This window comes from Mesorhizobium sp. M8A.F.Ca.ET.202.01.1.1, from assembly GCF_004791595.1.
In the GTDB taxonomy this organism is placed as follows: domain Bacteria; phylum Pseudomonadota; class Alphaproteobacteria; order Rhizobiales; family Rhizobiaceae; genus Mesorhizobium.
Map to the genome: position 1 here is coordinate 163,890 of NZ_SRUN01000008.1, position 19,358 is coordinate 183,247.

At 64.0% G+C, this 19,358-nt stretch carries 22 protein-coding genes; 10 read left to right on the forward strand and 12 right to left on the reverse strand.

Annotation, left to right across the window (positions count from 1 at the left end):
• Positions 1 to 46 precede the first annotated feature (46 nt).
• Complete coding sequence (locus EN845_RS18740) at positions 47 to 670, reverse strand: LysE family translocator (protein ID WP_127279471.1); 624 nt, start codon at positions 668 to 670, stop codon at positions 47 to 49.
• 110 nt (positions 671 to 780) lie between these two features.
• Here EN845_RS18740 and EN845_RS35535 point away from each other — a divergent pair, with 110 nt between their 5' ends.
• From EN845_RS35535 to EN845_RS18765, 5 genes are all read left to right on the forward strand, one after another.
• Positions 781 to 930 carry a hypothetical protein gene (locus EN845_RS35535; protein WP_167531394.1) on the forward strand — a complete coding sequence of 50 codons (150 nt, stop codon included), beginning with the start codon at positions 781 to 783 and terminating at the stop codon, positions 928 to 930.
• 250 nt (positions 931 to 1,180) lie between these two features.
• Positions 1,181 to 1,948: a L,D-transpeptidase gene (locus tag EN845_RS18750; RefSeq protein ID WP_127279473.1), complete on the forward strand. Its 768-nt coding sequence runs from the start codon at positions 1,181 to 1,183 to the stop codon at positions 1,946 to 1,948.
• A 92-nt stretch (positions 1,949 to 2,040) separates the two neighbouring features.
• Positions 2,041 to 3,207: a diphosphate--fructose-6-phosphate 1-phosphotransferase gene (locus tag EN845_RS18755; protein ID WP_127279474.1), complete on the forward strand. Its 1,167-nt coding sequence runs from the start codon at positions 2,041 to 2,043 to the stop codon at positions 3,205 to 3,207.
• A 34-nt stretch (positions 3,208 to 3,241) separates the two neighbouring features.
• Positions 3,242 to 3,961: an MBL fold metallo-hydrolase gene (locus EN845_RS18760; RefSeq protein WP_127279475.1), complete on the forward strand. Its 720-nt coding sequence runs from the start codon at positions 3,242 to 3,244 to the stop codon at positions 3,959 to 3,961.
• A gap of 188 nt (positions 3,962 to 4,149) precedes the next feature.
• Complete coding sequence (locus EN845_RS18765; protein WP_127871185.1) at positions 4,150 to 5,712, forward strand: DegQ family serine endoprotease; 1,563 nt, start codon at positions 4,150 to 4,152, stop codon at positions 5,710 to 5,712.
• Between the two features lie 53 nt (positions 5,713 to 5,765).
• On the opposite strand, the gene EN845_RS18770 is transcribed toward EN845_RS18765, so the two are convergent.
• The 9 genes from EN845_RS18770 to hisB all read right to left on the reverse strand — a co-directional run bounded on the left by EN845_RS18770 (position 5,766) and on the right by hisB (position 13,218).
• On the reverse strand, positions 5,766 to 7,358 hold the full coding sequence (locus tag EN845_RS18770; protein WP_127871186.1) for a hypothetical protein: 1,593 nt from the start codon (positions 7,356 to 7,358) through the stop codon (positions 5,766 to 5,768).
• A 120-nt stretch (positions 7,359 to 7,478) separates the two neighbouring features.
• The gene (gene coaA / locus EN845_RS18775; RefSeq protein WP_127871187.1) at positions 7,479 to 8,438 is read right to left on the reverse strand and encodes a type I pantothenate kinase; all 960 of its coding nucleotides are present in this window, start codon (positions 8,436 to 8,438) and stop codon (positions 7,479 to 7,481) included.
• 24 nt (positions 8,439 to 8,462) lie between these two features.
• Positions 8,463 to 8,786 (reverse strand): phosphoribosyl-ATP diphosphatase, encoded by a 324-nt coding sequence (locus EN845_RS18780; protein WP_127280828.1) that lies wholly within the window; start codon positions 8,784 to 8,786, stop codon positions 8,463 to 8,465.
• Positions 8,787 to 8,846: 60 nt separating this feature from the next.
• On the reverse strand, positions 8,847 to 9,641 hold the full coding sequence (gene hisF, locus EN845_RS18785; protein ID WP_167531401.1) for an imidazole glycerol phosphate synthase subunit HisF: 795 nt from the start codon (positions 9,639 to 9,641) through the stop codon (positions 8,847 to 8,849).
• The gene (locus EN845_RS18790; protein WP_127871189.1) at positions 9,638 to 10,474 is read right to left on the reverse strand and encodes an arginase family protein; all 837 of its coding nucleotides are present in this window, start codon (positions 10,472 to 10,474) and stop codon (positions 9,638 to 9,640) included. The genes hisF and EN845_RS18790 overlap by 4 nt, the downstream gene beginning before the upstream one ends.
• Positions 10,471 to 11,220, reverse strand: coding sequence for a 1-(5-phosphoribosyl)-5-[(5-phosphoribosylamino)methylideneamino]imidazole-4-carboxamide isomerase (gene hisA / locus EN845_RS18795; protein WP_127871190.1), 750 nt, complete (start codon positions 11,218 to 11,220; stop codon positions 10,471 to 10,473). The genes EN845_RS18790 and hisA overlap by 4 nt, the downstream gene beginning before the upstream one ends.
• A gap of 265 nt (positions 11,221 to 11,485) precedes the next feature.
• Positions 11,486 to 12,136: an imidazole glycerol phosphate synthase subunit HisH gene (gene hisH / locus EN845_RS18805; RefSeq protein ID WP_127871191.1), complete on the reverse strand. Its 651-nt coding sequence runs from the start codon at positions 12,134 to 12,136 to the stop codon at positions 11,486 to 11,488.
• Between the two features lies 1 nt (position 12,137).
• Entirely contained in the window at positions 12,138 to 12,614 is a 477-nt protein-coding gene (locus EN845_RS18810) for a DUF2628 domain-containing protein (RefSeq protein WP_127871192.1), read from the reverse strand.
• 4 nt (positions 12,615 to 12,618) lie between these two features.
• Positions 12,619 to 13,218 carry an imidazoleglycerol-phosphate dehydratase HisB gene (hisB, locus tag EN845_RS18815; RefSeq protein WP_127871193.1) on the reverse strand — a complete coding sequence of 200 codons (600 nt, stop codon included), beginning with the start codon at positions 13,216 to 13,218 and terminating at the stop codon, positions 12,619 to 12,621.
• Positions 13,219 to 13,450: 232 nt separating this feature from the next.
• Between hisB and hslV the strand changes: the two genes are divergently transcribed.
• From hslV to EN845_RS18840, 5 genes are all read left to right on the forward strand, one after another.
• Positions 13,451 to 14,002 carry an ATP-dependent protease subunit HslV gene (gene hslV / locus EN845_RS18820; protein WP_127279611.1) on the forward strand — a complete coding sequence of 184 codons (552 nt, stop codon included), beginning with the start codon at positions 13,451 to 13,453 and terminating at the stop codon, positions 14,000 to 14,002.
• A complete protein-coding gene (locus EN845_RS18825) occupies positions 13,992 to 14,510 on the forward strand; it encodes a GNAT family N-acetyltransferase (RefSeq protein WP_127871194.1) in 519 nt (172 codons plus the stop codon). Before hslV ends, EN845_RS18825 begins: the two co-directional genes overlap by 11 nt.
• Positions 14,511 to 14,518: 8 nt before the next feature.
• Positions 14,519 to 15,118: a DUF2585 domain-containing protein gene (locus tag EN845_RS18830; RefSeq protein WP_127871195.1), complete on the forward strand. Its 600-nt coding sequence runs from the start codon at positions 14,519 to 14,521 to the stop codon at positions 15,116 to 15,118.
• Positions 15,119 to 15,122: 4 nt separating this feature from the next.
• Positions 15,123 to 16,433, forward strand: a complete 1,311-nt coding sequence (hslU, locus tag EN845_RS18835; RefSeq protein WP_127871196.1) for an ATP-dependent protease ATPase subunit HslU — start codon at positions 15,123 to 15,125, stop codon at positions 16,431 to 16,433.
• A 172-nt stretch (positions 16,434 to 16,605) separates the two neighbouring features.
• On the forward strand, positions 16,606 to 17,565 hold the full coding sequence (locus EN845_RS18840) for a DUF1402 family protein (protein ID WP_127871197.1): 960 nt from the start codon (positions 16,606 to 16,608) through the stop codon (positions 17,563 to 17,565).
• 175 nt (positions 17,566 to 17,740) lie between these two features.
• On the opposite strand, the gene EN845_RS18850 is transcribed toward EN845_RS18840, so the two are convergent.
• The gene (locus EN845_RS18850) at positions 17,741 to 19,036 is read right to left on the reverse strand and encodes an FAD-dependent oxidoreductase (protein WP_245511763.1); all 1,296 of its coding nucleotides are present in this window, start codon (positions 19,034 to 19,036) and stop codon (positions 17,741 to 17,743) included.
• A 5-nt stretch (positions 19,037 to 19,041) separates the two neighbouring features.
• Positions 19,042 to 19,356 (reverse strand): MocE family 2Fe-2S type ferredoxin, encoded by a 315-nt coding sequence (locus EN845_RS18855; protein ID WP_127280380.1) that lies wholly within the window; start codon positions 19,354 to 19,356, stop codon positions 19,042 to 19,044.
• Positions 19,357 to 19,358 lie beyond the last annotated feature (2 nt).

The window sequence follows — 19,358 nt, forward strand, 5'->3', positions numbered from 1 at the left end:
GCCAGCCTGACCTGAATCTCAACACGCCTTGGCCGCGCCTGCTTTCTCAATTGCCGGACCGCATCGCCACCGTGGCGATGCCGGCGCCGACCAGCAGCGTGCCGCCGGTGCGGTTGAAGATGCGGATCGCCCTGGGATTGCGCACCACGTTGCGGGCGCGTGCCGCGATCAGCGCGTAACCGAAGGCGTTGGCGAAGGCGAGCGCCAGGAAGGTCGTCTCGAAAACCAGCATCTGCGTCCAGAAACTGGCATGCCGGTCGAGAAACTGCGGCAGGAACGCAACGAAGAAGGTGATGCTCTTCGGGTTGAGCGCGGTGACCAGCCAGGCATGCGCCATCATCTTGGCCGACGACACCGCGTCGGTGCGCGGTTCGGCCCTCAGCGTGCCGCCGGCGCGGAACAGTTTCACGCCGAGATAGATCAGATAGCCGGCGCCGATCAGCTTCAGGATGGTGAAAACACCAGCGGAAGCCGCCAGCAGCGCGCCGATGCCCAGCATCGACAAGGTCATGGCGGTGAAGTCGCCGAGCGCCACGCCGACGGCCATCGGCAAAGCGGTGCGCCAGCCCTGGCCCAGCGCATAGGACACGACCAGAAGGATGGTCGGACCCGGGATGACAAGGAGGATGGTCGACGCGGCAGCGAAGGCGGCCCAGTTTTCGAAGGACATGCTCGTCTCCTTTGAGCTCAAAGAAGAGGATAAATCCTTGGGTCCCGAAAAATGTAAAGGGCCGAATCTTTGTTTTTTGCGCATTCCGGTCGGGCAACCGGTACGACCTTATGGACTACGACATCAATTGCGCCAGCGGCAGCCCGGTGTCAGTTCGCGCCGCCCAGCGTGCTCACGATATCGGCCAGGCTGACATTGGCACCGAGAACCGTGGCGGCCGCGACAATGGCAGCGGCAAAAAGCTTGATGTCGGTTTTTAACGTCTTGCACATGGAGGCCCCTCGCTGATCATCGGGAGAGGTAGGAAACACCAGCGCCGGGATTGTGACCTGACAGGGGTGATTTTGTGCCTGACACTGGATGACGGTCGCCGGGAGGGCGGAACGGCGTTTCCGGCAATGCGCAAACGCAAGCAGCGCAAGGCATTCACGCTTTATCAACCATGAATGATGAAAATGCCCGCTATCCGGCCGGACCGTGCTTCCCGCCGACAGCGTAGGGTTTGGGTATATGCGTGAGTTGCCGCAAGGTCCGACGCCGCCGCGAAACGGCGACGCAATCGAAACCGATCTTCTCCTCTCCCGCCGCGCCGTCCTGTCCGGGGCGGGCGCCTTGGCGCTGCTCGGCGTCGCCGGCTGCTCGACTTCGGGTGGCGGCGGCCTGCCGGCGCTCCAGCTCGACGATACGGTCACCGGGTCGGTGCCGATCCGGCCCTCGATCAGCGTCGACAAGAACATCACCAGCGCCGACGTCATGTATGCCGCGCTGACCGACAACGGCTTCAACGTGCCCGAGGTGCCCTATCTCAAGGTGAAGCCGGAATTCCGCCGCCAGATCGTCGTCGACACGACAGGCGAGGCGCCCGGCACGATTGTCGTGCATCTCAAGGAGCGCATGCTCTATCTCGTCCAGCCGGGTGGCGACGCCATCCGCTACGGCGTCGGCATCGGCAAGGACGGGTTCCGCTGGTCCGGCCGGGCCAACATCCAGTACGGCCGCGAATGGCCGACCTGGACGCCGCCGCCCGAAATGATCCAGCGCAAGCCGGAACTGGTGAAGTGGCAGGGCGGCCAGCCCGGCGGCCTCACCAATCCGCTTGGCGCCCGCGCGCTCTACATCTACCAGGATGGCAAGGACACCGGCTACCGCATCCACGGCTCGCCCGAATGGTGGAGCATCGGCCAGGCGATGTCGTCGGGCTGCGTGCGCCTGATCAACCAGGACATCATCGACCTCTACAGCCGGGTATCGAAGAAAAACCCCGTCGTCGTCATGTGATCGTGGCCACGTTTTGCGGCCGCCAGACTCTTCCGTTGCGCGAGGCGAGAAGACAGGCCAAGGTGCCTTGAAAACCTCGGGAGACGTCAGGAATGGCCGGAACTTTTGTTATCGCGCAGGGCGGCGGTCCTACCGCCGTCATCAACCAGACGGTGGTGGGCGCCACTCTGGAGATCCGCAAGCGACATCCCGGCGCCAAGGTGCTGGGCTCGATCCACGGCGTGCGCGGCATTCGTGACGGCAACTATGTCGACCTTTCGGCCATTCCCGAGGACCGGCTGCGGCTGATTGCCGGAACGCCGAGCGCGGCACTGGGCTCGACGCGCGACAAGCCGGATGCTGCCTATTGCGAGGTCATCCTGAAGGGCCTGCAGAAGGCGGGCGCCGACGCCTTCATCTACATTGGCGGCAACGACACCTCGGGCACGCAGCAGATCCTGACCGATGCCGCCGGCGGCAAGATCGCTTTCGTCCATGCGCCGAAAACCATCGACAACGATCTCGAGGAAAACGACCATACGCCGGGCTTCATCTCGGCGGCCGAATTCGTCGCCGGCGCCTTCCTGTCGGTCGACCTCGATTTTCGCGCGCTGCCCGGCATCTATGTCGGCATCGTCATGGGCCGGCATGCCGGCTTCCTGACCGCGGCCGCCGCGGCCTGGCAGCTCGACCCCGACAGCGGCCCGCATCTCGTCTACGTGCCGGAGCGGCCGTTCTCCGCCGCAGGCTTCATCGAGGACGTGCGCGCCACGCTCGACCGCCACAAGCGCTGTATCGTCGCCGTGTCGGAAGGCGTCAGCACCGCCGACGGCAAGGCGCTGGTCGAAAGCCTGGTGCCGGCGGACAAGCTCGAACGCGACCAGCACGGCAACGTCAAATTGTCGGGCAGCGACCTGCCTGCGGCGCTCGAACGGGCATTGGCCGAAGGGCTGCCGGGCAAGCGCGCCCGCGTCGACGCACTCGGCTACATGCCGCGCGGCTATGTCGGCGCCATCAGCGCGGTCGACGCGCAGGAGGCCTTCGATGCCGGCGCCTTCGCCGTCGGCGTCGCCGAACAGGGCGGCGGCTCGGTCGCGCTGCAGTATGATGGCAGCAAAATAGTGCTGAAGAAGGTGCCGCTGAAGAACGTCGCCGGCAAGACCCGGCACATGCCCGACGATTTCATGAAGTCCGACGCCAACCAACTGTCCGAGACCGGCATGGCCTATCTCAAGCGGCTGGTGCCGGAAAAATACAAGGTCGGAAAACCGTTCGTCTGATCTTGGGCTTGGAATTAATGCCCGGTCCCGCCTGATGGAAAACTGGTTCAGCAAGCGCATCGTCGACGACAGGACGATGATGCTGACCGAGCCGTTCGTGCACGACTATGTGCGCGCCAACATCTGGCATTTCACCGGTCGCGACGCCGACCTTCTGGTCGACACCGGCATGGGCATCTGTCCACTGGCGCCGCAGATAGAGACGCCCGCAGGCAAGCCGCTTCTGGTCGTCGCCACCCATATCCACCTCGACCATGTCGGCTCGCTGCACGAATTTCCGCTGCGGGCCGGGCCAAGGATGAGCGCGGCGCAATTCGAGAGCATGGATGAGGCCGCGACCTACGCCTACATGTTTCACGATCTCGAGGGCGCGGTTTCGAAGCTGCCCGAGCCGGGTTGGAAGTCGGCGGATTACAAGATCCCATCGGCGCCGCTGACGCGGACCCTTGACGAGGGCGACGTGGTCGACCTCGGCGACCGGCAATTTCGCGTGCTGCACCTTCCCGGCCACTCGCCGGATTCGATCGCGCTTTTCGACGAGGCCGATGGCCTGTTCTTTAGTGGCGACGCCATCTATGACGACACGCTGATCGACGATCTGCCGGATTCCGACAGGGGCGCTTATGCCAGCACGATGCGGCGCCTGCTCGACCTGCCGATCCGCATCGGCCATGGCGGCCACGGCCCGAGTTTCGACGGCAAGCGCATGCGTGAAATCGCGTCGGCCTATCTGCGATCCGTAAGCGCGCTCTGAATTAAATCTTCGTAAGGTCGGGCAAAAACCCTAATTCGGGCCATTCGGCACCCTAGATACCTCGTGTCGATCCGGCCGGCCGCCATGTACGGCGAGACAGGCCATCCCGGCCGTCGACACGCTGACGGGCGCCTTCTCCCAAGAGCCGCCCGAGGCGCCGGATCAACCCTCGCCCGGACAGAACGACCATGTCACCTCTTGGTATTCTTCGTAGGCATCGCGTCGCCGCCCTGCTGGGCGCCGCGCTGATCATCTCCCCCGCCGTCGTCTCCCTCGCTCAAAATGCCGGCAATGGCGGCTTGAGCAACGTCGCTGCGACGACGCAGACCCCTGTCGCAGGGATAACGGCTCCGAACGGATCGTTCGCGCCCATCGTGGCTTCGACCAAGCCCGCTGTCGTCACGGTCACGACAGTCATGAAGGCGCAACCGGATGCCATGAGCGAAGGTTCGCCTGAGAGTTCGCCCTTTGGCGGCAATTCGCCCTTCGACGACTATTTCCGCCAGTTCTTCGGCGATCAGGGCATGCCTGGTCCAAAGACGCCTCCGCAGCAACAGCAGTCGCAGCGCGCCGAGGCGCTCGGTTCGGGCTTCATCGTCAGCGCCGACGGCACCATCGTCACCAACAACCACGTCGTCGACGGCGCCTCCTCGATCAAGGTCACGCTCGACGACGGCACGGAGCTTCCGGCCAAGCTGGTCGGTCACGACGCCAAGAACGATCTCGCGGTGCTGAAGATCAAGGCCGGCAAGTCGCTGCCGACCGTGAAATGGGGCGACTCCGACAAGCTCATGACAGGCGACCAGGTGTTGGCGATCGGCAATCCGTTCGGCATCGGCACCACGGTCACGGCCGGCATTGTCTCGGCGCGTGGCCGTGACCTGCACAGCGGGCCGTTCGACGATTTCATTCAAATCGACGCGCCGATCAATCACGGCAATTCCGGCGGCCCGCTGGTGGATGTCAGCGGCAATGTCGTCGGCATCAACACGGCGATCTATTCGCCGAATGGCGGCAGCGTCGGTGTCGGCTTCGCCATTCCGTCGGACCAAGCAGAGAAGGTGGTTGCCAAGCTGATGAAGGGTGGCGACATCGAATACGGCTATCTCGGCGTCGAGATCCAGCCGGTCACCCCGGACGTGGCCAGCGCCATCGGGCTCGATCATCCCGCCGGCGCCTTGGTCTCGCAGGTCAATGACGGCTCGCCCGCGGCCAAGGCCGGTGTCGAGACCGGCGATGTCATAACCAGCTTCGCCGGACAGGACGTCAAGGATCCCAAGGATCTGTCGCGGGCTGTCGCCGACGTCGCGCCGGGTGCCAGGAAGACACTGGATGTCTGGCGCAAGGGCAAGGCCATGCGGATTTCCGTCGATGTCGGCCGCAACAGCGACGATGTGAAAACGGCATCCACCGGCGATTCCAGCGCGCCGGGGACAGAACAGGGCTCCCGCGCGCCGGCCATCGGCCTCGGCCTGATGGACATCACGCCCGACATCCGCCAGCAGATGAACCTGGCCGACAACGAGCGCGGCGCGGTGGTCGCCACCGTCAACCCGGACAAGGCCGCGGCCACCGCAGGCATCCAGCCGGGCGACATCATCGTCGCCGTCAACCAGGCGCCGGTGAAGAACGCCAGGCAGGTCACGCAAGCCATCGCGCAGGCCGGCAAGTCAGGCCGCAAGTCGGTGCTGCTGCTGGTCGAACGCGAGGGCAGCCAGATCTATGTCGCCGTCCCGTTCGCCAATGGCTGAACCGTGATCCCGCATTTCGCTCGTAGCAGGTTCGACGAACCTGCTACGAGCTGCTAGCGCGCGGCTGTATCGGCGCGGATGAGCACTGTCACCGAACCATTCTGGAGCAGCAAGCGGTAGCCCCGCAGCGCTTCTGCGACCGCGGGGTTGTCGCGAAGTGGCCTCGGCGGAGGGGGGTTGTCCGCGATCTTCAGCAATACCGGGGCACTGGGTACCGCCGTCCCATCGTCAAGGACGATGTCCGGCCGTTTGGTGGTCACTTCCTTCGCAATATCGAGAATGTATGTGTCCCGCAGTGCTTGCAGTTCCTTCCGTGTGACCGGATCCCTCCCCGCCTCGATCAGCAGCCCGGAATCCCTGACCATCCACGCGGAGGGGTGACGACCGACAAGGCGGCCACCGACCGCCCGCACGAGTGGGTTGCCGACCTGCAGCCGAGAGCCGATCGACATGACGGTGGGGCGATCGACGGCGATGGCGATGGCGGCTGTAGCCGCGTCCAGATCGCCGCGAGGCTGCAACAGCGCTGAGACCTGTCCCTGAAGGGCGATCAGTATCAAGAGAAGCAGGCCGAGCGCGGTTCCGGTCCTGGCCAAGATGGTCAGGTCCCGCCACGGCGGCCGCCGGACAAATTGGAGCAGGAACGCCAAGGCGCCAAATGTCAGGAACGGCAGCGCCTGATAGGTCCAACCCTTGCCCATCATGAGGAAAGCGGGGACATAAGCTGTCCCGGCCAGAAGCAGTATTTTCGCATCGCGATGAATACGGTCGGGGCGAGCCATTGCGAGCGTGGTCGCCGCCATTGCCAGGAACGCTTCGATCGGCCAGAGCGTCAACATATCAACGACCGGCGCGCGCATCGGCAGATAGACCTGACGCAGCAACGGCAAGACATCGGTGAAGAAGGGGCGCATGAAGACTGCGACCGCAGTCAGATAGATGACGGTCAAGATGCCGCCGACGATATTCTCCGTCGTCCAAAGCGGACGCAATGAGCGTCGTTGCAGCGCAACCACCAAGGCCGGCACCGCCAGCGCCAGCACACTGTAAGGAGGCTTGATCATGACGAAGACAGCGGCGCCTACACCCGCAACGATCTGCTCGGCAGCGCTGCCGGCGTGGAAGTCCACTCTGTGATCGCGCACCGAGAACAGAGCCAGCCATGGCAGCAAGGCAATGACGGAAATCTGCTCGCGTTGGCCGAAATCCAGCGGCAGCAGGAACAGCACGCAAAACACCGCGACCGGAGCGAGCCGGGCGTATCGCTTGAGCGATTCATCGGCCTGGATGAGAATGCGGGCCGAAAACCAGATTGAAGCAACCGCCAGCGCCGCCAGTCCAACGCTCAGCCAGAGTTCCGCCGCGAGCCCGGTCAGCCGCTCCATGACAAGGAAGGGCAGATAGAGCCAGGTTGAAAACGGCGGGTTGGCCTCGGCAATATCAACGTAAAGGCGTTCGCCATTGAGGACGCGGTCGCCGACCGTCAGCAGCCAGGAGACGTCGACATTGACCGGTAGAAGAAGCGAGGTGATGGTCGCATAGGCGACGATCAGCAACGTTGCAGCGGCCGGAGCACCGAGACGAGACGCGGCCTGGCTGGAATTCAAGCTTGCCGGCTTGCCCGGGGCAATGAGCGGCGCATCCATGCCAACGGCCTTCACCACAACAGCTGATATGGCGGAGTTCTAGCAACCAATCGGTTAAGGGCGTTCTAATCGGACGCCAGTCGCATCGAAACGGTTCGAGCGGAATCGTTTTCTGAAAGCCTAGAGCTTGCGCAGCGCCACTTCCTCGACCAGGTGGTCGGCGCCCTTGCGCAGGATCAAGTCGGCGCGGGCGCGCGTCGGCAGGATGTTCTCGCGCAGGTTCTTCAGGTTGATGTTGGTCCACAGGCCCTCGGCGATTGCCTTGGCCGCATCCTCCGACAGCCGCGAATAGCGATGGAAGAAGGAGTCCGGGTTGCGGAAGGCGGTCTCGCGCAGCCGCATGAAGCGGGAAATATACCACTGGTGGATCAGCTTCTCATCGGCATCGATATAGATGGCGAAGTCGAAGAAGTCCGACAGGAAAGGCACGATCTTGCCGTCCTGCGGCAGCTTGCCCGGCTGCAGCACGTTGATGCCTTCGAAGATCAGGATGTCGGGCCGGTCGATGGTGACGAACTCGCCGGGGATGACGTCATAGGTGAGGTGCGAATAGACCGGCGCGCGGACGTCGGGCAACGCCGACTTGATGCCCGAGAGGAAACGCAGCAGCGCGCCGACATCGTAGCTGTCGGGAAACCCCTTGCGCTCCATCAGGCTTTCGCGGCGCAGCACCTCATTGGGCAGCAGGAAGCCGTCGGTGGTGATGAGGTCGACCTTGGGGCTCGACGGCCATCGCGCCAGCAATTCCTTCAGCACGCGCGCCGTGGTCGATTTGCCGACCGCGACCGAACCGGCGATGCCGATGATGAACGGCGTCTTGGCGACATCGACGGCATTGAAGAAGGCCTGGCGCTGCCTGAAAAGAAGCTGGCTCGCCTCGACATGCGCCGACAAAAGCCGCGACAGCGACAGATAGATGCGCTTGACCTCTTCGAGGTCGACCGGGTCGTTGAGCGACCGCAGGCGGCGGAACTCGTCCTCGCTCAGCGTCAGCGGGGTGTCGGCGCGGAATTGCGACCATTGCTCGGCCGAGAAAAAGCGAAACGGGGAATATTTCTCGGTTGGCGCGAGCTGATCCATCGAGATACCTGCCCTCCCTCGCGGTCAGCCCTTGGGCCGTGACGCCTTCTCGGCGATGCCCGAACGCCCGGTGCGGCCTTCGAGCTCCCTGAGCACGTCGTTCAGCGGAACGCCCGCTATGCCGAGAACGACGAGCCAATGATATATGAGATCGGCGCTTTCCGAAACGAGGCCCTGTTTGTCGCCCTTGACGGCGGCAATCACGGTCTCGACCGCCTCCTCGCCGAGCTTCTGCGCCGCCTTGTCCATGCCGCGCGAAAACAGCTTGGCCGTCCATGAGTCCGGATCGCCGGAATGGGCGCGGTCGCTGACGATTTTTTCCAGGTCGGAGAGCGAAAACTCGGCCATGTCAGTCTATCTTCTTGTTTAAGCCTGCTCTTTTCCGAAAGCCGGTTCAAGGAACATGCTCTAGGACCTGTTTCCCAGCGAGTCCAGCCGCATCGGCAGGCCGGCCGCGGCCATATGCGCCTTGGCTTGCGCGATGGTGTAGGTGCCGAAGTGGAAGATGGAGGCCGCCAGAACAGCCCCTGCATGGCCGTCACGAATGCCTTCGACCATATGATCCAGCGTGCCGACGCCACCCGATGCGATGACTGGCGCACGCACCGCGTCCGATACCGCCCGGGTCAGCGCGATGTCGTAGCCGGCCTTGGTGCCATCGCGGTCCATCGAGGTCAACAGGATCTCGCCGGCGCCGCGATCGACCATTTTTCGCGCAAACTCGATGGCGTCGATGCCGGTCTTTTCGCGCCCGCCATGGGTGAAGATTTCCCAGCGGTCGGCTTCATTGGGCGCCGACACTTTCTTGGCGTCGATGGCGACGACGATGCACTGGTTGCCGAACTTGTCGGCGGCTTCGGCGACGAAATCCGGGTTCTTCACCGCGGCCGTGTTGATCGACACCTTGTCGGCGCCGGCCAGCAGCAATTTCCTGATGTCGGAGACCTGGCGCACGCCGCCGCCGACGGTCAGCGGCATGAAGCATTGTTCGGCGGTGCGGGCGATGACGTCGAAGATGGTCTCGCGATTGTCCGACGAAGCGGTGATGTCGAGAAAGCAGAGCTCGTCGGCGCCGGCGGCATCATAGGCCTTGGCTGCCTCCACCGGATCGCCGGCGTCGATGAGATCGACGAAATTGACGCCCTTGACGACACGGCCGTCCTTGACGTCGAGGCAAGGGATGACGCGGGCTTTCAGCATCAGCGGCCCTCTATCGTGGCAAGCAGATCGTTGAGCAACTGGCCGACCAGCGGCGGCACATCGGCCCGGGCATCGAAGGCCGGATCGTAAGCGGAAACGGTGATGCCGACGACCGGCACCGCAAGCGCCATGGCGCAGGCCGCGTGGCGCAGCTGCTCCGCACTCGGTCCGCCTGACGTGACATAGCGGTTGGCCTGCAGCGCCTTGGGATCATGCACGTCGAGATCGAGATGCATGTGCACGCTGTTGGCGCCGGCGGCCTTCAATTGTTCCGTCGCTTGCGCCACGCCGGGGCATTCCGTCCGGATGACCGGCAATGTTTCGAGAAGTTTTTCCTCCGCCGGATCGAGATCGCGGGCGTTGACGAGCACGCAGCGCGCGGGATCGATCGGCCTGAAGCCGGGAATGGCCGATGCCATCGGGCGCCAGCACAGGCCGAGCACCGTCGACAGCGCCATGCCGTCGAGAAAACCGTATACGGACGTCTCGGGCGTGTTGAGGTCGCCATGCTGGTCGGCCCAGATGATGGCGTCGGCGCCTTCGCCGGCGACCGCGCCGGCACTGGTCAGGCAGTTTCCGGCCAGCACGATGGGAAACCGCCCTCTGTCTCGGGCGATGCGGACCTCGCCCGAGACGGCGTTGCAGACGGCGAAACCCGTGGCGATCTCGCGCTCCTGGTCGTCACCGACCCTGCCGATATCTTCGACCGTGACGTCATGGCCGGCAAGGGTCAAGGCGTCGACCAGCCCGCCCGAGATCAGCGCGTCGGGCCCCTGGCCCATGCCGCCATGATAGTGGCCGCTGTCATAGGAGGCCAGGATGAGCGAAACCTTCACGACCGCGTCTCCGTCGCTGGCCTGCCCTGCAGGATGGCCAGCGCCTCTGCGGGATCGATGCGGCCGTCATAGAGCGCCCGGCCCGAGATGGCGCCTTCGAGCTTTTGTGCGTCGGGCATGGTCATGCGCACGATGTCGGCGATCGAAGCCAGCCCGCCGGAGGCGATGACCGGGATCGACACGGCGTCGGCGAGATCGATGGTGGCGTCCCAGTTGATGCCGGTCAGCACGCCGTCGCGGTCGATGTCGGTGTAGATGATGGCGGCCACGCCGGCGCCTTCGAATTTCCTGGCAAGTTCGATGACGCCGAGGCTCGACGCCTCGGCCCAGCCTTCGACGGCAACCTTGCCGGCCTTGGCATCGATGCCGACGGCGACCTTGCCCGGAAATGCCTTGCAGGCCTGCCTGACCAGATCGGGATCGCGCACCGCCACCGTGCCGAGGATGACGCGGGCCAGCCCACGGTCGAGCCAATCCTCGATCTGCTCCAGCGTGCGGATGCCGCCGCCGAGCTGTACGGGGTTCTTCGTCGCCTTCAGGATCGCGCCGACCGCGGCTCTGTTGACGCTCTGGCCCTGGAAAGCGCCGTTGAGGTCGACGACATGCAGCCACTCAAAACCCTGCTCTTCGAAGGCCTTGGCCTGCGCGGCCGGATCGTCATTGTAGATGGTCGCGGTCGCCATGTCGCCGTGCTTCAGGCGCACGCATTGGCCGTCCTTGAGGTCGATGGCTGGAAACAGGATCATACGGCTTGGGGCTCCTGGAACGTTTGGGCGCCCGAATTGGCCGGTGGAGCGCTGCGATCCATCACAGGTCCGCGCTGCCCCTCATCGCCCTGCCGGGCACTTCTCCCCGTATAGAGACGGGGAGAAGGGGGCAGTTCCGGCCTCGTCGCCTCTTTCAGAATTGTCGAAAACATCGAAGACAGCGTTTTTCTCCCCGTCCTTATACGGGGAGAAATGTCCGGCAGGACAATGAGGGGCAGCGCCAACGGTCGGTGCGGATGGCTCATCAGGGCCTCCAGCGCAGGAAATTCGTGATCAGCGCCAGGCCCAGCGCCTGGCTCTTTTCAGGATGGAACTGCGTGCCGGCCAGATTGTCGCGGGCGACCGTGGCGGTCACCGGGCCGCCATAGTCGGCAACCGCAAGGACCTCGTCGGAGTTTTTCGCATCGAGATGGTAGGAGTGGACGAAATAGGCATGCAGCCCGTCTGGCCCGGTCGGAATGCCGGAAAACAGCGGGTGCCGACGCCTCAATTCGATCGTGTTCCAGCCGATCTGCGGAATCTTCAGCGCCGGATCGGCAGGCTGGATCTCCTTGACGTCACCCGATATCCAGCCGAAGCCGTTGGTGATGGTCTTCTCGAGGCCGCGCTGCGACATCAGCTGCATGCCTACGCAAATGCCCAGGAAAGGCCGGCCCTTGGCGATGGCGACCTCCTCGACCGCCTCCCACATGCCCTCGACGGCGCGCAGGCCGGCCGCGCAATCGGCGTAAGCGCCGACGCCGGGCAGGACGATGCGGTCCGCGGTGCGCACACGGTCGGCATCGGCCGTCAGGTCGATCTCGGCCGCGATGCCGGCCTCACGCGCGGCGCGCTCGAAAGCCTTGGTGGCCGAGCGCAGATTGCCCGAACCGTAATCGATGATCGCAACGCGCATCTCAGCGCCGTCCCGGAATGTGGGTCAGCCCCAGCGCCATGCCGGGCTGCGCCGGGCGCGCCAGAGCGGCATCCGGAACGATGCGCGGCGCGGGTGCCGCTTCATCCGAAAGACCTTCGATCTCAAGGGCATAGCGCATGTCGGCGTCCCCGAGCCGACCGGCCTCGACGACGCCCCATTCATGCCAGCCGCGGCGGCGCATCGCCGCGATGCGCAATCCCTGGCCCTCCAGGCCGACATAGAGCGAGACGAGCAGCGACAGCAGCGAGCCGGCGACGCCGAGGCCAAGTTTCTGACCAAGCATCGAAAGCACGCCCATGATGACAAAGGCCAGCGCCGCTTCGACCCACAGCCGGTGCCAGGCAAGCCACAGCGGCGGCACCAGCAGGCCGAGCCAGGTGAAGCCGTCGCGGACCAACGTCGTCATGTCGACTTTCTCGCTGCGGCCAGGTGGCTCCATCACGACATAGGCGGTCATGAGGCTATCCCTTCAAAGAACCCTTGGTGGAGGGAACCGCGTCGGGCTGGCGCGGATCGCGCTCGAGCGCGGCGCGCAGCGCGCGCGCCACCGCCTTGAAGCAGGTCTCGGCGATATGATGGTTGTTGGCGCCATAGTGGTTGGTGACATGCAGCGTGATGCCGGCATTCTGCGCCAGCGCCTGGAAGAACTCACGCACCAGTTCGGTGTCGAAGGTGCCGATCTTGGGCGACGAGAACGAAACGTTCCAGACCAGGAAGGGGCGGCCCGAGACGTCGATCGCCGCACGCGTCAGCGTCTCGTCCATGGCAAGGTCGATCGAGGCATAGCGCATGATGCCGCGCCGCTCGCCCAACGCCTTGGTCAAGGCCTGGCCGAGCGCGATGCCGGTGTCCTCGACCGTGTGGTGGTCGTCTATGTGCAGGTCGCCCTTGGCCCTGACGGTCATGTCGATCAGCGAATGGCGGGAAAGCTGGTCCAGCATATGGTCGAAGAAGCCGACGCCGGTGGCGATGTCCGATTTGCCGGAGCCGTCGACATGGATCGACACCGAGATGTCGGTTTCCCTGGTCTTGCGGCTTGCATCGGCGGAACGGGGCGCCATCACTCTATCCTTGTGCCAGTGGTTCAGACCGCGACCGGTTCACGGGCCTCAAGCGCTCGCTGGCTTGAAAACGAGAGCCTTCTAGCAGCATGATCCGGCGATTGCCAGTTGCGATCCCGGCCGCTATCGAGCGGTTTGCAATCATTGGCCCCATGCATACATATGGCCGATCAAAGTCACTCGTACCGCGCCAAATCGCCTTTTAAAGGGATGGCGCTGCTCGGAGCAGGAAATGTCCAATGAATTGACCATGCATGCCACGACGATCGTGACCGTGCGCAAGGGCAACAAGGTGGTGATCGCCGGCGACGGCCAGGTCAGCCTTGGCCAGACCATCATGAAGGGCAATGCCCGCAAAGTGCGCCGCATCGGCAAGGGCGGCAATGTGATTGCTGGCTTTGCCGGTGCCACCGCCGATGCCTTCACGCTGCTGGAGCGGCTCGAAGCAAAGCTCGAACAGTATCCTGACCAACTCACCCGCGCGTGCGTCGAGCTCGCCAAGGACTGGCGCACCGACCGCTATCTGCGCCGGCTGGAGGCGATGATGCTGGTTGCCGACAAGTCGGTCTCGCTGGCACTGACGGGCAATGGTGACGTGCTGGAGCCCGAACATGGCGTCATGGCCATCGGTTCGGGCGGCAATTACGCTCTGGCCGCGGCGCGCGCGCTGATGGACACCGACAAGGATGCCGAGGAGATCGCCCGCAAGGCGATGCAGATCGCCTCCGACATCTGCGTCTACACCAACAACAATTTCGTCGTCGAAACGCTCGATGCCGCCTGAGAGGGTGGTGCCCTACGATTTTCGGCCGGTGACCAAAAAGGACCTGCCGATGATCGCCGGCTGGCTGGCCGAGCCGCATGTCGCCGAGTGGTGGGACGATCCGGAGACGGAAATCGCAGAGATTGCCGATCACATAGACAGCATTTCCGTCGAGCCGCTGATCGTGGAGCTCGACGGCAAGCCGATCGCTTATCTCCAAAGCTACGACCCCCATATGGAGGACGATCATCCCTATTCCGATCAGCCGTTCGGCACGCTCGGCATTGATCTTTCGATCGGCCGGCCGGAACTGGTCGGCATCGGCCATGGCTCGGCGATCGTGCGCCAGTTCGTCGAAGACCTGTTCGAGGAAGGCGTGCCGCGCGTCATCATCGACCCCGATCCCGCCAACATCAGGGCCATTCGCGCCTATGAAAAGGCGGGATTTCGGGCCATTGATCGCAGGCAATCGATCTATGGCGACGTCGTGCTGATGGCGATCGACGCCGAAGACGCGCAAGAGGGGTAATCCAGGGCATGGCCACATCCAGCGACGACAAGAGCCTTTCTGCTTACGAGGATAGCTGGCGGATGGGGCTGCTGATCGTCGCCGGCCTGCTCGTCGCCCAGGCCGTCACGCTCTACCTGATGGGCCATCCGCCGATCTGTACCTGCGGTTATGTCAAGCTGTGGCATGGCGTGGTGAACAGTTCGGAGAATTCCCAGCACATTTCGGACTGGTACACCTTTTCCCACATCATCCACGGCTTCCTGTTCTATGCGCTGGCCCGGTTCCTGTTCCCGCGCTCGCCGATCGGCTTGCGGCTGGCATTCGCCGTCCTCATCGAGGGCGGCTGGGAAATCCTCGAAAACAGCCCGTTCATCATCGAGCGCTACCGCGCCGGCACCATCTCGCTCGATTATTACGGGGACAGCATCATCAATTCGGTGTCCGACACACTGGCCATGGTGCTGGGATTTGTGATGGCGCGAAGGCTACCTATATGGGTGATCGTCAGCCTCGCCATCCTCTTCGAACTGGGTACCGGCTATCTCATCCGGGACAATCTGACGCTCAACGTGATCATGCTGCTGCATCCGTTCGAGGCCATCAAGCAGTGGCAAAGTGGAATTTAGTGATATGAGCACATTTTCTCCCCGCGAAATCGTTTCGGAACTCGACCGCTTCATCATCGGCCAGAAGGACGCCAAGCGCGCCGTGGCCATCGCCTTGCGCAACCGCTGGCGCCGCCAGCAGCTCGAAGGCCAGATGCGCGAAGAGGTGATGCCGAAGAATATCCTGATGATCGGCCCGACAGGCGTCGGCAAGACCGAGATCTCGCGCCGCCTGGCGCGGCTGGCCGGCGCGCCGTTCGTCAAGGTCGAGGCGACCAAATTCACCGAAGTCGGCTATGTCGGCCGCGACGTCGAGCAGATCATCCGCGACCTGGTCGAGATCGCCATCGGCCTGGTGCGCGAGAAGATGCGAGAGGACGTCAAGGCGCGCGCCCATGTCAACGCCGAGGAGCGTGTACTGGAAACTCTAGTCGGCAAGACGGCGAGCCCGGCGACGCGCGACAGCTTCCGCAAGAAACTGCGCGACGGCGAACTCGACGACAAGGAAATCGAGATCGAGGTGGCCGACACCGGCAATGGCGGCATGCCCGGCTTCGAGATTCCCGGCATGCCGGGCGCCAATATCGGCGTGCTCAACATCAACGACATGCTGTCGAAGGCGATGGGCGGCAAGAAGACCAAGCTGCGCAAGACCACGGTGAAGGAATCCTACGACCTGCTGGTCGCAGACGAGTCCGACAAGCTGCTCGACCAGGACGAGGTGGTGCGCCGGGCGCTGGACGCGGCGGAGAATGACGGCATCGTCTTCCTCGACGAGATCGACAAGATCGCGGCCAGGTCTGACATTTCGGGCGGCCCTTCGCGTGAAGGCGTGCAGCGTGATCTGCTGCCGCTGGTCGAAGGCACCACGGTGGCGACCAAATACGGGCCGTTGAAGACGGATCACATCCTGTTCATCGCGTCGGGCGCATTCCACGTCTCGAAGCCGTCCGACCTGCTGCCGGAATTGCAGGGACGCCTGCCGATCCGCGTCGAGCTGCGTGCGCTGGAGAAGGAGGACTTCGTCCGTATCCTGACCGAGACCGAGGCCAGCCTGATCAAGCAGTATATCGCGCTGATGAAGACCGAGGGCGTCGAGCTCACCTTCACCGACGACGCCATCGATTCGCTCGCCGGCGTCGCCGTCGACCTCAACGCCAGTATCGAGAATATCGGCGCGAGGCGGCTGCAGACGGTGATGGAGCGGGTGCTGGACGAGATCTCCTACGATGCGCCCGACCGCAACGGCACGGCCGTCACAATCGACGCTGCCTATGTCCAGAAGCATGTCGGCGACCTCTCCAGAAACACGGATCTGTCGCGGTTCATCCTTTGAACGGCAGCGCCGGACCGTTCCGGCGCGGGATCCGGTGACACCTTCCGGCAGGAGCCATGTGTGGCCAGATGGTACCATCTGGCCACCTTTCGTCTCGCCGGATGATGACGCGCTCTCGACTCAACCAAGAGCAATACCCTAGTTTGCGCGGCAATTCTCTAGGCGGCGGCGCATGAAAAAACTCATCCTGGTCATTCTCGGCTTGACGCTGGCGGCGACGCTGTTCGCCGCCGATGCGGCGACATTGGTGCCGGCGGGAAACCGCAATGCCGAGCAGCCGGACATTCCCGGCGCCTCAAGCCGACGCACGCAGGCGACCAACACCACCTTCCAGGCGAAGTACCGCAAGGTCTACGCGCTGCTGCAGAACGACGCCGATCTGCGCGCCAAGATCAAGAAGGCGGCAAGCGCCTATGGCATCGACCCCTTGCATATCGTTGGCGCCATCGTCGGCGAGCACACCTACAATGTCGACGCCTATGACCGACTGCAGACCTACTACGTCAAGGCGATCTCCTATCTCTCGAGCAAGCTCTCCTTCGCCTATGACGGCGAGGACATCACCGATTTCGTGCAGCGACCGGAATTCAAGAAATGCGCCGCGATTTCGGACAGCTACGATCTGTGGGAATGCCGCGAACAGGTCTGGAACCGTTCGTTTCGCGGCAAGACAGTCGGCGGCGAGGATTTCCCCGACAACCGTTTCGGCGCCACCTTCTTCCAGCCCTACTATGCCGGCCAGACCTTCGGCCTCGGCCAGCTCAACCCGTTGACCGCCCTGCAGATGAGCGACCTCGTGCACAAGGTGTCCGGCTTGCCGAAGCTCGACGTCTCCGATCCCAACTCGGTCTACAAGACCATCATGGATCCGGACCTGACGCTGCCATATGTCGCGGCGACGATCAGGAAGTCGATCGACGCCTATAAGAGCATCGCCGGCTTCGACATTTCGGGCAATCCAGGACTGACCGCCACGCTCTACAATGTCGGCAATCCGGAGCAGCGCGCCTATGCGCTGAAGGCTGAAAACGGCAAGCGCCGCGCCGCCGGCGAGCCGGAGAAGCTGCCGGAAGAGAATTATTACGGCTGGCTGGTCAACGACAAGCTGCCGGAGCTCAGGGCGCTGTTCTAGCGGCTCCGGCGTGGTGGCATTAGCTCGTTGACGCCTGGGCCGCCCCTCATTGTCCTGCCGGACATTTCTCCCCGTATAGTGACGGGGAGAAAGATGCTGATATCAATGATTTCGCCAATTTTTAGCGGTGCATGATGAATTGCGGCGAGGGTGCCACAGCTCCCTTCTCCCCGTTCTACGGGGACAAGATGCCGGCAGGCAGATGAGGGGCGGCGCCGCCATCGGCGAGCCGATGTGACCGTTCAGGCGCCAGCAACGCCTTCAGCTTGACGTCAGGCGATCCCAGCGCCTCCACCGACGGCTTCGCTCGCTTGCCGATCAGCATTTCGGCGAGCCTTATGTCGCGGGCCACCGCATTGCCCGGGCCGATGCCGCTGGCCGCCACCAGCCTGCCTTCCTCGGCCAGATGAAACAGGATGAAGGCGCCGTCACTGAGATCGCGACGCACCGTGCTGCGGCCTTCGTCGGAAAGTCCGGCGATCTGTAGGGACAGGCCATATTGATCCGACCAGAACCACGGCACCGCCGCATGCGCCTCGCCGGCGCCAAGCATGTTCCTGGCCCCCAGCGCGCCCTGTTCCTGCGCATTGCGCCAGGCTTCCAGCCGCACGCGGCGGCCGCCATAGACGGCGAGCGGAAACGAGCAGCAATCGCCGGCGGCGAAGATGTCGGGATCGCTGCTGCGCAGCTCGGCGTCGACTGCGATGCCATTTTCGATGGCCAGGCCGGCTTCCGCCGCGAGCCCGGTCACGGGCACGGCGCCGATGCCGATGACGGCGAGGTCGGCTGATATCTCGCGCCCGCCGGCAAGCATCACTCGCACCTCCTTGCCGTCGTCGGCGATGGAGGCGATGCCTTGCCCGCAGACCAGGTCGACACCCTCGGCGACATGCGCTTTGTGAATGATTTCGGCGATCTCGGCCGGAACGCCACGCATCAGGATGCGCGGCTGCGCCTCGATGACGGTGACCGAAGCGCCGAGCTTGCGCGCCGCCGCGGCAAGCTCGAGGCCGATGAAGCCGCCGCCGATGACGGCGATGCGGTTGCCGGCACGAAGATGGGCGCGAATGGCCAGCGCGTCGGCGAAGGTTCTGAGATAGACGCAGCGCCCGCCAAGGCCAGGCATCGGCAGCTTGCGCGGCGTCGAGCCGGTGGCGAGCAGCAGCTTGTCGTAGGGCAGCGCCGAGCCGTCGGACAGGCGCACCGTGTGCGCCGCGCGATCGATAGCCACGGCCTGGACGGAATGGATATGCCGGATCGATTTTTCGGCCAGCACCTCGTCGCTGGCGATCGCCTTGATTGCCGGCGCGTCGCTGGCCATCGCCTCCTTGGACAAAGGCGGCCTCTCATAGGGCAGATGCGGCTCGTCGCCGACCAGCGTCACCGGCCCGTCATAGCCGAGATCGCGCAAGGCGAGTGCGGCCCGACCGCCGCATTCCCCGGCTCCGATGATCACCATCCCGCGTGCCATGCCGGTCACCCGATCTGAACGAGGACTTTGCCGGCGTCGACCTTGACCGGATAGGTCTTGATGTTGACGCAGACCGGCGCGCCCCTGGCCGCGCCGGTCTTGTAGTTGAAGCGGCCATTGTGCTTGGGACATTCGATGATGTCATCCATCACCAGCCCGTCGGCGAGATGCACCTTCTCATGCGTGCAAAGTCCGTCGGTGGCGAAATACTCGTCGTCCGGGCTGCGATAGATGGCGAAGGTGCGCCCGCCATGATCGAAGCGCATCACGTCCTCTTCATCGATGTCACCGGCGGCGCACGCCTCGACCCAATCGCTCATTC